This window comes from Enterobacter sp. UPMP2052 (assembly GCF_053709675.1).
Genome location: NZ_JBSKJR010000001.1, coordinates 581180 through 593594 on the forward strand (window position 1 = coordinate 581180; position 12415 = coordinate 593594).

Annotated in this window: 10 protein-coding genes; 3 read left to right on the forward strand and 7 right to left on the reverse strand. The window is 43.2% G+C overall.

The features are described from left to right. Positions 1-13: 13 nt before the first annotated feature. Positions 14-916 (reverse strand): helix-turn-helix transcriptional regulator, encoded by a 903-nt coding sequence (locus ACWKX3_RS02640; protein WP_454541222.1) that lies wholly within the window; start codon positions 914-916, stop codon positions 14-16. Positions 917-1294: 378 nt separating this feature from the next. On the opposite strand from ACWKX3_RS02640, the gene ACWKX3_RS02645 reads away from it, so the two are divergent. Next, complete coding sequence (locus ACWKX3_RS02645) at positions 1295-1621, forward strand: hypothetical protein (protein WP_000280683.1); 327 nt, start codon at positions 1295-1297, stop codon at positions 1619-1621. A gap of 48 nt (positions 1622-1669) precedes the next feature. Here ACWKX3_RS02645 and ACWKX3_RS02650 read toward each other — a convergent pair whose 3' ends face one another. The 6 genes from ACWKX3_RS02650 to ACWKX3_RS02675 form a co-directional block, all read right to left on the reverse strand. Further along, a complete protein-coding gene (locus tag ACWKX3_RS02650; protein WP_454541223.1) occupies positions 1670-4270 on the reverse strand; it encodes a hypothetical protein in 2601 nt (866 codons plus the stop codon). Between the two features lie 46 nt (positions 4271-4316). Then, complete coding sequence (locus ACWKX3_RS02655; RefSeq protein WP_454541224.1) at positions 4317-4955, reverse strand: hypothetical protein; 639 nt, start codon at positions 4953-4955, stop codon at positions 4317-4319. Beyond that, positions 4945-5145 carry a helix-turn-helix transcriptional regulator gene (locus tag ACWKX3_RS02660; protein WP_000281555.1) on the reverse strand — a complete coding sequence of 67 codons (201 nt, stop codon included), beginning with the start codon at positions 5143-5145 and terminating at the stop codon, positions 4945-4947. Before ACWKX3_RS02660 ends, ACWKX3_RS02655 begins: the two co-directional genes overlap by 11 nt. A 150-nt stretch (positions 5146-5295) precedes the next feature. Further along, a complete protein-coding gene (locus tag ACWKX3_RS02665) occupies positions 5296-6423 on the reverse strand; it encodes a tyrosine-type recombinase/integrase (protein WP_454541225.1) in 1128 nt (375 codons plus the stop codon). 143 nt (positions 6424-6566) lie between these two features. Further along, positions 6567-7697, reverse strand: coding sequence for a hypothetical protein (locus ACWKX3_RS02670; RefSeq protein ID WP_454541226.1), 1131 nt, complete (start codon positions 7695-7697; stop codon positions 6567-6569). A gap of 402 nt (positions 7698-8099) precedes the next feature. Then, positions 8100-9332: a hypothetical protein gene (locus tag ACWKX3_RS02675; protein ID WP_454541227.1), complete on the reverse strand. Its 1233-nt coding sequence runs from the start codon at positions 9330-9332 to the stop codon at positions 8100-8102. A 306-nt stretch (positions 9333-9638) separates the two neighbouring features. On the opposite strand from ACWKX3_RS02675, the gene ACWKX3_RS02680 reads away from it, so the two are divergent. Next, a complete protein-coding gene (locus ACWKX3_RS02680) occupies positions 9639-11162 on the forward strand; it encodes a type I restriction-modification system subunit M (protein ID WP_073546500.1) in 1524 nt (507 codons plus the stop codon). Continuing rightward, positions 11152-12405, forward strand: coding sequence for a restriction endonuclease subunit S (locus ACWKX3_RS02685; RefSeq protein ID WP_454541228.1), 1254 nt, complete (start codon positions 11152-11154; stop codon positions 12403-12405). Before ACWKX3_RS02680 ends, ACWKX3_RS02685 begins: the two co-directional genes overlap by 11 nt. The last annotated feature ends 10 nt before the right edge of the window (positions 12406-12415 follow it).

The window sequence follows — 12415 nt, forward strand, 5'->3', positions numbered from 1 at the left end:
ATTATCCGTGTCATTACGGGGCGTTACCTGGCTGGGTGTAACGTTTAAGTGCGGATTGTATATCTTCAGCAAGTTGTTGACGGATTGAGGCTGGTTGTATTACTTCGACATCCGGTATCCAGTATTTCATTAAAGGCATTATCTGATCTGTGTGTGTTACACGTGATATCACCAGTAAATCGCCAGACCGGGAAGTATGAATTATTTCCTGTCCTGGCAATAGATGACGGTGGGTAAACCACGGAGCAACATGTGCGGAAACTGAAATGAGAACTTCGATAAGGTCTTCGCTATACCAGATACCATCTGTCTTTTCTATTTTTTCATTAATTTCGGGGGTTATCCTGAAAGCGATATTACTCATGCAAACGTCTTTGACAGATGAGATAACAAAGCTTTTTAATGTACTGTCATGGGCGGCTGCGAGATACCACAATCCGTTGTCATTAACCAGCCTGTATGGCTCAACAGCCCGAAACTCTTTATCGTTGTAAATGAAATTTATTCTCTTCTGTGACAGGATTGCGTCGGATAATACATTCAGAATTGACATGAATGATCCGCAGTTTTCGTATGGGCGTTGTTTTATCAGAAACGGATTGTTTTTCGTGTTGCCTAACAAAATACTCAGTAGTCTGTCATCCCAGCGAGGGAACAGCCCTTCAATACCCAGGATGCGCGTGAAATGACGTAAATCAGCATTGCTGCGTTGACCGAGAACACCGTCAGACAGGCGATAGCGACCATTTTGTCGAATCAGACTAAGGTAGGACAGGCGCTGAGTAAGATCACGACGGATAGTTTTTTCGCAAACGTTAAATTCCTCAGATAGCTCCCGGACGGCTAGTGACTCACCATTGTTCAGGCGAGTTAATATCAATCCGAGTCGATATCCAAGTTTATCATGCTTACCCATTCGTTTATCCGGTTAATGCCAGCGAAGAGGATATTTTCAGCAAAGTAACGGACAGGATGAGTCCACTTTTACTGTGACGGAGAAAAAAATTAACTCATTAATTATCAATATATTAAAACATTGCTGGAATTATCGAATAACATGTGGACTCATCCTGTCCATGTGTATTTTTACGTTCAGGGTGATAATTATCATCCTGACCTGTACATGACCTGTTTTTGCTGCATATTTGACCATGCACTTTGCCATCAAGTTGGAGAGGCAGGGGGGAACGTAAGATACGAAGGTTAGAGAGGTTATCAGCAATTACAATGATGATTAATATTTTCATAATATCGGAGAACATCATTTTAGTTGAAATAACATAAAGGCGGTTCTATGTATTTACATATCAGAAAGTATCAACTCGTAAATGCGAGATGGCGTGATGTCATTGATCTGACAGATTATGAAGAAACAATCAGGCAGGTTGTCGGTACATTATTTGGAAATGATTTTATTGAGGTCAGCGTTGAAACAAATTGTTTTACTCTGACAGTAAACAGTACAAGCAGTAAAATACCACACGGCATACTGGTGAATATGGGGAAAAGGCTGGCGGCGAATCTCCAGAGTATCACCTGTCATGCCATGCGGATCTATCATGTAAATGGTCATCCTGACGCGCGGCAGTTATTTCACTGTTTTGATGCCGATTGCCTGTGATTAAGCCCCCAACTTCTGTTAAAGGAGTTGGGGGAGATTTAACGGTTATCAGACTGGAAGACAGAATGTCGGATATTTACGGGCTATGATATCCATCAGTGACTTCATTCGCGGTGTTACAGAACTAAATTTCATTTGGGGTATTTTTGCTCTTACCGCATTTTTTACATCAGTCACCGTTACTGAATAGCCTTCTGACGTCAGCCATTCAGCAACCTCTTTACAGGAATAACTTTTTTTATCTTTCAGCATAAGCCCCCATTGGCACTGAGTCAGCGCCCGGAGAAATAGTCTGACTAAAATATCATCACTACGTTTGCTTCCGACTTTTAGTTTCATATCAGAAAACACCGTCCGGCAATAGAGAAAATCACACCAGTCATCCCAGTCAGCCAGGGTCTTCAGTGTATGCGTTTGCCGCCAGTCGTCGAAAAGAGAGCGTTGCTGCAGAGCCTCTTCCATATTATCCCACGGGCGGGAAAACATCAGTAAATGCCCTTCATTCATGGCGGGCTGTACGGGCTGGCGTTTGAAATCGAATTCCAGATTAAGACGGATATCCTGTTCCCGGGATACCAGATCGCTTTCCGACAGCCACATCTCACGCGTTGATATCAACGTACTTCGGGATAACGTCTGACCGGGTAAACGATTAAGGTAAAGATCTACCATATAGTCGTTATAGTCACTGCGTGGAATATCGGCAGGAGGTTTGACGCCAGCCCTGGCATGAACAACAGGTTTTCCCTGAATAGCTCTATAGGTTAACTGCCCCCGGGTTTTCATGGCGATAAGCTGGCTGACCTCATGCTTACATGTCAACATTGATGAACCCGGATCAACAATATCGCACAGCGACTGGAAGCGGGAAGACAGTGGACCGCTCATGTTTATCTTGTCAAGTGGGCAATTTGTCAAAAAGCCATCGGTTGTGACGCTGACAACCGATGAATCAGAAGGCAAAGCATTCATGAGTTCCCCGACAACGGCGCGGATAAATCCCGTCACATGCGCAGCAAAGAATGGCTGAGTAACCGATGATGGTGGGAGGGATCTGTTTAATCCACGGGCAGTATCAAAGGCGGTTTTGGCGCGAAGGCCCTGAGCAAGTTTGCCATAAAGCGAGTTGCCAATTTCTTTCCAGAATTTCTCCTCCAGAGAACCTTTAATATGGCGATTACGGTTCTCACGGACCTGTTGAACAAAGGGAAGAAACACCGATGTTGATTCGCTGTTATGTGGGGAGGTGTCACAGATCCAGGGGACGATGATCCCATTATGGATCGTCATCTCTGCCCCGAGCGACAGAGCAAGTTCGATTTCAGGTGCCGTTGCCCATGATTCGCCACTTAATGGAAAGAATAACCCATATTGATCGGTCCGAACCGGCAGGCTGGGATAGGGAACTGATTCCGGGAACCGAAATGTGACAAGCGCAAATCCCATTACATGCCCACAGTAATCGTCAGGATTTTTACTGAGGCGGATGTTCCCGTAATCGGGTGTGAGGATATCTAATAGCCCGGTGGTATACGCTCCAGCCAGATCGTAGTCATACCAGTGATCTGACGGTGTAACCCCCATCATAAAACACTCATTGCGTCCGCCGTGGTAACAGTTGATCGGGAACGTTTCAAACAGCTCTCTTGAAGGAACACTGGCGGGGTTTTTAATCGTCCGGAATGCCTGTTTCTCCGTGAGCCAGAGTTCACGGGTTTTAATGTGTGTCCCAAGGCAGACTTCAGGAGACATATTGTTTTCTTTAAGTGTTTTGGTGAACCGTGAAACTGCCATCGCCCCGATGGTGGCGGGGACACGATCAATCATCAGCTCCCGGGCGCAAAAATTGCGAACCTGTAAAGCATAACGAACCGCAATCTCGGCATCCCGCAGAGCATAGGCTTCAAACCCTGCTCTGTCGCCCAGAAGATATTCACGCATATTGGTTATGGAATAAGGTGCAGGAATGGTGAGTTTGGGAAGACCCAGTAATTCACCACATTCAGCCAGACCCATACCCCCGGGAGTGATAAGCAGTGTATCGATGAAAGCTACGTTACTGCAACGCGGAGGGGAAGTTCGTTTGTCAAACATTATCTGTTCAGTCTTTACGCGACGTTCCTGCTGTTCATCAAAATCGATACCGTAACGATTTTTGAAGCTGCTGACAGTACCGCGTATTCCTTTCAGAAGAATTTTGTAGTCTGACCAGAAATTGGCAAAGGAGGCGATATCCGCACGAATGAAATGCGCATATATATTAATAATACCGGGCCATTTTGTAATCACACCCGTTTCAAGAAGCGGTGTAATCGTTTGAAAGAGAAATTCCTTAAAAGACAGCCGGGATTTTTTCTGTGAGTCAGGTGGATAGATAATGTTCGATATACCTGTATTATCGGGTAAGACAACATAACTCTGATATGACAGAATATCATTCTGTTGTGTTTCAGGATTGAAAACATATTCGGTATCAAAACCGATATGGAGCGTCAGGTCGTTTGAAATCACAGACACGTTTTTTGATGCAGGTGGCATCACAGGATAATCATCAAGCGTTTTAGGTCTTTTACGATTGAGCGCTGGCTCTGAAGTCACGGACTGATACCCCGAGGCGGCAGCGAGGATATCCTGCAAATTATGGCTCATAGTTAACTCCGAAAAAATGCCGGGAGCTGTGTCCCGGCATAAAGAATCAAGATTTAATAACATTTACTACAGCTTTGAAAATATCGATTTTGTGTGATTCATCATCTGCATGGATAAATGAAACGAGGTTCCTGCCTGCTTTAATCAGGATGCCACGTTGCGTCTTTTCCACAGACGGGGTAACGTGTGCAGATAACAGACAATGTTCATGTAAATGAAGAAACTTTTTTGAGGCGTAGCCGCCATGTAATCGGGCTTGAATGTCAAGATACATATCATCAAGAGAACCGGGTTCTCCTGATTCACTCAATACCGGATAACCCTTCTTATCAAAGAGGTTAAGGATAGATTTACTATCATGTTCGAACAGGGTAACACCGTAAATGTATTTCATTCGAAAGGTGAGGGAATCGGTGGTGTAGACCTCCTCCTGACGATTGAAATTTTTGAGACGCCTGGCTAATTCATTAAAAACAGCACGAGCAGTAGCCGTGTCCTGCAGGGTGTAGGTATAAAGTACGAAGCCATCTGTGCCGATGAGCTTTACTAAGTTGCCCATAATCGTGATAGCGAGAACTAATGCAAAGGACAGATATTTTTCATCGTTGTCTACAGCTGTGCTTGCTGATTCGGGAATAATGTTCAGTGCATTATTAGCGTTATTTTCCGTGTTCTTAGTAACCATTTATATCACCTTTAAGTTTGTTTTGACGATGTGCATTTTCCCACTCAACAATATCGTCAAGAGAGAATCGTATAGCCCGCCCAATTCTGATGAAGGGCGGGAGTTTTCCGGGGTTGCGCGATATATCTGACGCAACCGTGGATGCAGAAAGATTAAATCTTTCTGCGAACTGCTTAATGGTTAAATACATAAACCTCCGGTTTCAGAGAATAAGAAGCCACGCGGATTTAATATCAATCCACATTCTGTGATGACTTAATGCAGGGCCCTGCAGAAGCATGCAATGACAATACCGTCCTTAAACGAGTGTTGCATCAATCACGAATCACAGATCATAGGTTCATTTTGTGTCATAACTTTCTATGACCTGAGAAACCACTGCGTGTGATGTCGCTGCATTGTGAAAAGCGTAGCGACGGGTCGCCGTGAGTGAATGGTGATTTAGCAGATGGGAAGCGATTGCAATATCCCCGGTCGCCTGTAGTACCCGGGTGGCAAAGGTACGGCGCAGGTCATGCATCCGCAGGTTATCAATGTTGGCATCCCGACAAATACGGGCAAAGGTTGCACGCGGATATGCCAGAGGGCGGGCATTGTCGGTTAGTTGTGGAAAAATGTAAGTTTTGCTGAGCATCAGGTCCTGCTGGCACTGGACAACTGCAATGGCTGGAGGTGCAAGTGGGCAGGTGAAAGGGTGTCCGGACTTTGTATCAGGCAGTATGAGTTGATGCATATCCGGGTGCCAGTACTCCCATTTCAGGGTACATACCTCACCAATACGCATCCCCGTATAAAGAGCAAGCAATATAGAATCAGCTGCCGGTGTTTGCAGCGCTGTTGCCGCGTCAATAAAGCGCGGGATTTCTGTCGCTGACAGTGTGCGATAGCGAATGTTATTTTCTTTCAGATAGCGGACATGTGACATCGGGGAATGCGTGATCCATCCAGCACGTACTGCCAGAGAGCATATTTTGGACAATATTGCGAGGATACGGTTTACTGTTGACGGACGTAATTTTTCCCGTAAGCCAGCAGCATATTGTTCTAGTTCTCCTGCCGTGATGTCGCGAAGTTGCCGCTTGCCCCAGAACGGGCGAACGTAGAGGTTGAGTTTTGACAACTCTGACTGAGGACTCTTTTTATACAACTGCAAATCCGGTAGCCACAGGTCATTGATGGCCTGTTCCACAGTGAATCGACGGGACTGAACCGCAAGACGATTTTTATCAGCAAGCAGTTTCATCACATGCTGACGGGCATCCTCAACGCAGAGCTGAGGGAATTCACCCAGTGTTTCATATATACGTTGATTGTTGATGGTGGCGCGAAAGGCCAGCGTGATCCGTTTTGGATATACCAGTGCACGCAGGTTTTGGCACTGAATATCACGGTATTCCTGACAACCCGTGAGGGGATGTGGAAGTTGGTGAAGTGATTTGTTGCTGAAACGCAGATCCAGAATAGGCATCGTATTTCTCCTGTAAAATAACACAGAAAAAATACGGTGCGAGATTACTGTCTGCCAGTCTCAGTTTTCACAGTTCATCAGGTGAAAAATGCTGATTCGGATATAATGGCAACACAATTCCATGTCGCCATTATATTAAGAAACTACAGTTTCATGATCTTGTTCGCTATTTTTTCGAAGTAAACCTCATTCTTAAGAAGAGTGATATTGTTAGTTTGAACACCCAGACCACTGGACGTTGACTGGAAATTCATTGAACCACTTATCACTGTGGACTTTCCTGATAAAAAGGAAATCAACTCCTTGGAAGATGGTGCCCACTCAGGGTTTAAGAGTAATGCAATATAGATATATGTCTTACGAAGCAATTGTTCTATATCTTTTTTATGCCCTGTAGTGTTTTGCTTACCTTTAATGCAAATAGATTTGATTATGAACTCATCAGGGCTGGTTAAAGGCGTTTTAAACTTATTCAGTGATCCATCGTTATGAATGACTTCATAAGGCAGCATAGATAAAATGATCAATGCAATCATTTTAGGATGATAAAGGTAGTTATCACGAATGATTTTTCCTGTCTTCATTGTATTGAGTGTTGTTTGAATAAATACAAAAAGATATTCAGAGCAAAAGTAACAAAACACAAGCCAGGATAGGTCAATGGCTGGAATATTAATATCCTTAGGTAGTTTGTTTAGCCAGTATTCAGACTTCAAAAAGGTCCTGATTTCAACAGTATATTCATGCATTTTTGCGCTGAAATCAAGCATTGCTACTTGACCAGATTGTTCCGTAACTGTGTGGTCTATAAATGTTAGTGTATTGCACATTTTATCCAGCGTGTTTTGAAAACAAGAAAGGAGTTCGGCATTATTATTACCATTAACCGCAGATGAAAGTTCAGTTTCAATAAATGCATCCAGTAGCATACAGATTTCTTTCGGAATTACATTTTTACGGGATTGCTGTGAATAGAAATGTACTGCCAGTAAATTAAAGGCAGTGCACTCCTTTTTTAACCATTGTTCGAGCACTGGGACGTGCTGAAAAAAATTGATATGCTTAGCAGTAGATGCTGATGGAGATAGTACATGAAGAATATCTACAGCAGGCTTCATTTGCAATATTTGATCGGATTCGGTAGTCGTCATTAGTTCCAGTAATTGCTGTTCAGAAAATAGTTTAGACAGGTGATCAATGTCTTTTTGGTATTGATTAATTTTGGTTAAATTCCCCGGCATACGGGTTACACTGTTTTTCATTTTCTCGAACATAATTTTATCCTCGTTTGAATTATTACACTGATTTAAAAAGTAGCATGTCGTGTTAGCGAGGTAATCCTAAAACGTGAATGGCAGCAGGGGCAAGCTTGAATCTGCGTAAGGATATGGCTTGAATTTAATGGTGTAATCAGTGAGTTAGAGGCTTATAGCTATTTAAATACAATAAGTTATGACGGTGTGTGGCGGGTGTAAATCGGTTAGTTTTTATGGTTAAAATATGAGCACTATGAGGTTTCAGAGATGGTGGTGTTTAAATTACATAAAACCAAGGCCTGATAATCAGTATCAATACCGGAACGATGTCATATGATTAACACTGTCTATGGCATTGATAATGATCTATGCAAGGCTGAAATTAGCTCTGCTTCACGATGATATAGTGTTCTCTAAAGATTAAAAGGAAATAAACAGAGCCTTTCGCCGATGAATCAATGTGCTGATTTCCCTCAAATCAACCTCAATACTACCAACATCACCAAAGACTTCACCTCTAATCTCACTTCGATTTTTCATGAAATTGGTGCTTAATAAGCTTTCTTTTTTTAATGCCATTAATTTTGGTTTTATATCGTTATAGAAATGCTTACGGCTTACCCTGATGCTATGAATCGAGTAGTAAACTGTTTTATACATCAAAAATATAAGTAACTGGCCTAGAAGATATTCTTTTTCAATGTATTTATATTGAGAGGATTTTTCGCGTTTCGCCAGGTAGAAAACATGAGGTGCGATGATGGTGGGGATGAAATCCAGTGCTGGAGAAGTTTTTGTTTTTTCTGTTTTTCTTCCGGATTGAAGATGTTGAAGTACAGAGTAAACAATGCTTAAAATTATGGCGTTACTTATATTATTAATTGCAGTTGGATAAATATGCAGGTTGCTTATCAATTCTGAAAGGCAAAGTAAAACACCAGTGATGTTAGGTTTTCTGCCAGAGATTGTGGTGGTGTTGAAAATGTGCCGATTCTTACGACTTATATTGACAAATTTATGAGTGCAGAATTCTATATGTTCGACGATTTTATCTTGACTATTTTTAATGTATTTTGAAATATTAGTGATCCGGCCATTCAACGTTAGTTCATCAAGCAATATATCATTTTTAATATTGCGAATTTCATCGCAATGTTTAGATTCAAAAACTATCTCATGTAATACATAACTCGACGTATTGCGGGGTGACGCTGATATGTAATCTAAAATAGAAGGCTCGATTTTGATTTTTTGTTTGTATTTTTTAATGCACTGTTTGATTGTTTTTTGTAGAGTATTTGAGATGTGTTTTTTATATTCTTTTAGAAAATCTTGCTCTAAAAAGAGTGAGGAGAAGATCAACTGCTGGCGAGATAATTTAATCTCAGGCTTGATCAATTTAATCCGGAAAACTCTTCCCTCCAACTCATAGCTGAACATGGAAGATAAGTCATAGTGGGGTGATAAATGTTCGAGTAACGAGATTCGTGTATTCACTAGCCGCTTGAATTTATGGTCAGCATACATGAGTGTTTTTTTTATTTGCTCATCGTAAAGTGGGCCGATAACGCAATTAGCAATACTCATACTATCCGGAGACCTCCAGTCAACAAGGGAATCACATTGACGGCCACTATTACAATCAAAGGGCATCAACGTTGCCGATTATGGATCATGTCAGCTTCACACACCAGAACGGGTGATATATGGATCATCATTACCCCAACGGCAGTTTTACACCATGGCTAATATGGATGTTATCTTACTAAGATAATTGGTTTTTTGCGAGTGGCGAGACAGGTTGTGTCAGTTTGTGGCATGTCGATATGATGGGGACGATGCCAACCGGAATGCTGCGATATTGGCGTGTCAGGAGAGGCATCTTACGGTATCATTTACCGCAATTTTTAAGATGCAAAGCCCTGCATCGCTAGCTTTTTCTTTAGACCAGGATGATTCATGAACGACAAAATCAGTCAGGACACGATCAACAAAGCCCTGTGGGCCGCGTGTGATACGTTCCGTGGCACCATCAGTGCTGATACTTACAAAGACTTTATCCTTACCATGCTGTTCCTCAAGTACATTTCGGATGTCTGGCAAGATCACTACGACGAATATAAAGAGCAATATGGTGATGCGCCGGAACTGATTGAAGCCATGATGGCGAACGAGCGTTTTGTGCTGCCGAAAAGCGCCAGTTTCTATGCGCTGTATGAGCGCCGTCATGAGCCGGGCAACGGCGAGCGGATCGATCAGGCGCTGCATGCGATTGAAGAAGCCAACGGCACCAAACTGAAAGATGCCGGGAAAAGCGTGTTCCAGGATATTTCGTTTAACACCGATCGCTTGGGTGAAGAAAAACAGAAGAACACCATCCTGCGCCAGTTACTGGAAGACTTTGCGGGTGAAGATCTTAACCTGAAGCCGAGCCGTGTAGGTACGCTGGACGTTATCGGTAATGCCTACGAATATCTGATCAAAAACTTTGCTGCCAGCGGTGGGCAGAAAGCCGGGGAATTCTATACCCCGCCGGAAGTTTCGGACCTGATTGCTGAACTGCTTGATCCGCAACCGGGTGATACCATCTGCGATCCGGCCTGTGGTTCGGGTTCATTGTTGATGAAGTGCGGGCGTAAAATCGTCTCCGGGCATGACAGCCGTAACTATGCTTTGTTCGGTCAGGAAGCGATTGGCTCCACGTGGTCGCTGGCGAAAATGAACATGTTCCTGCACGGCGAAGACAACCACAAAATCGAGTGGGGCGATACCATTCGTAACCCGAAACTGCTCGATAAAAACGGCGACCTGATGCTGTTTGATATCGTGACCGCTAACCCTCCTTTCAGCCTCGATAAGTGGGGCCATGACGAGGCCGAGAACGATAAATTTGGTCGTTTCCGTCGCGGTGTACCGCCGAAAACTAAAGGGGATTACGCCTTTATCTCGCATATGATCGAAACCCTGAAACCGGGAACGGGTCGTATGGGCGTGGTGGTTCCACACGGTGTGCTGTTCCGTGGCTCCAGCGAAGGTAAAATTCGCCAGAAACTGATCGATGAAAATCTGTTGGATGCCGTCATTGGCCTGCCGGAAAAACTGTTCTACGGTACAGGTATTCCCGCTGCGATTTTGATTTTCAAAAAGCAGAAAGTGGATGACAAGGTGCTGTTTATCGACGCCAGCCGTGAATTTAAGGCTGGAAAAAACCAGAACCAGCTCAGCGCAGAAAACATCGAGAAAATCGTCAAGACCTATCGTGATGGCGATAACGTCGATAAATACGCCTATCTTGCCAGCCTGAAAGAGATTCAGGACAACGATTACAACCTTAATATTCCACGTTATGTTGATACTTTCGAGGAAGAAGACGAGATTGATTTACTGGTCGTGCGTGCTGAACGTGAGCAACTGAAGGTGGAACTGGCGAATCTGGAAACGGAGATGGCGGGTTATCTGAAGGAGTTGGGTTATGGTGCCTAAGGGGTGGAGTGAAAGTTATCTTGGTGAAGTGGTTACATATAAAAAAGGCTATGCATTTAATTCATCATTATATGCAGAGGAAGGGATACGGATTGTTCGAATTTCGGACACAACTAGGGACTCCATCCATTCTGACAACCCTGTTTTTATTGCTGGCGGGAATGTCGAAGGTTTAGAGCAATACAGTCTTTTCGAAAACGATATAATACTCTCTACTGTGGGATCTCGACCACATTTACTGGACTCCATGGTTGGTAAAGCTGTAAAGGTTCCGCGCAGTGCACATAATAGCTTGCTTAATCAGAATCTTGTTAAACTCATACCGAAGAAAACAAAAATAACAAATGAGTATCTTTTTAGCATGCTTAAAAAAAAGGAATTTATACAATTCATCTCAAACTTGGTTCGTGGTAATGCAAACCAAGTCTCTATAACTTTGGCTGATCTTTTTAAATATAAATTCATCTTACCTTCCCTCCCCGAACAAAAGAAAATCGCCCAAATCCTGTCAACCTGGGATAAGGCGATTTCGGTGACGGAAAAGCTTCTCACCAACAGTCAGCAGCAGAAAAAAGCCCTGATGCAGCAATTGCTTACCGGGAAAAAACGCTTGCTAGATGATAATGGCGTGAGGTTTAGTGGGAAGTGGGAGGTTGTTCGGTTAAAGCAATTAATACATGAAGAAAAAAAACGTAATAGAGATAACCACATTCAGCGAGTTCTTAGTGTAACGAACCACAGCGGTTTTGTTTTACCTGAGGAGCAGTTCTCAAAGCGAGTAGCTAGCGAAGATGTTAGTACGTACAAAATAGTGAAAAAAAATCAGTATGGCTATAACCCCTCTCGTTTAAACGTTGGTTCTTTCGCCCGTTTAGACAATTATGATGAAGGTGTGCTAAGCCCAATGTACGTCGTTTTTAGTATTAACCATGAACGGCTAAATAGCGATTATTTCCTGAACTGGATGAGCTCTAATGAAGCTAAGCAGCGTATAGCAGGTAGCACTCAAGGTTCTGTGCGAGACTCAGTCGGATTTGACGCGCTATGTAGCTTCTCATTTTCATTACCTACACTAATGGAACAACAAAAAATAGCCGCAGTCCTGTCCGCAGCCGATGCCGAAATGTCCATGTTGGAGAAAAAACTCGCTTGCCTGAAAGATGAGAAAAAAGCCCTGATGCAGCAATTACTGACCGGAAAGCGTCGTGTCAAAGTAGAAGCTGAAGAAGCCGTGAGTGCTTAACGCTAAGAAC

Excerpts from the sequence above, each read along its gene's own strand:
- ACWKX3_RS02655 (WP_454541224.1), bottom strand. The coding sequence starts at position 4,955 with ATGGTTACTAAGAACACGGAAAATAACGCTAATAATGCACTGAACATT.
- ACWKX3_RS02675 (WP_454541227.1), bottom strand. The coding sequence starts at position 9,332 with ATGCCCTTTGATTGTAATAGTGGCCGTCAATGTGATTCCCTTGTTGAC.
- ACWKX3_RS02660 (WP_000281555.1), bottom strand. The coding sequence starts at position 5,145 with ATGTATTTAACCATTAAGCAGTTCGCAGAAAGATTTAATCTTTCTGCA.
- ACWKX3_RS02680 (WP_073546500.1), top strand. The coding sequence starts at position 9,639 with ATGAACGACAAAATCAGTCAGGACACGATCAACAAAGCCCTGTGGGCC.
- ACWKX3_RS02665 (WP_454541225.1), bottom strand. The coding sequence starts at position 6,423 with ATGCCTATTCTGGATCTGCGTTTCAGCAACAAATCACTTCACCAACTT.
- ACWKX3_RS02640 (WP_454541222.1), bottom strand. The coding sequence starts at position 916 with ATGGGTAAGCATGATAAACTTGGATATCGACTCGGATTGATATTAACT.
- ACWKX3_RS02685 (WP_454541228.1), top strand. The coding sequence starts at position 11,152 with ATGGTGCCTAAGGGGTGGAGTGAAAGTTATCTTGGTGAAGTGGTTACA.
- ACWKX3_RS02670 (WP_454541226.1), bottom strand. The coding sequence starts at position 7,697 with ATGTTCGAGAAAATGAAAAACAGTGTAACCCGTATGCCGGGGAATTTA.
- ACWKX3_RS02650 (WP_454541223.1), bottom strand. The coding sequence starts at position 4,270 with ATGAGCCATAATTTGCAGGATATCCTCGCTGCCGCCTCGGGGTATCAG.
- ACWKX3_RS02645 (WP_000280683.1), top strand. The coding sequence starts at position 1,295 with ATGTATTTACATATCAGAAAGTATCAACTCGTAAATGCGAGATGGCGT.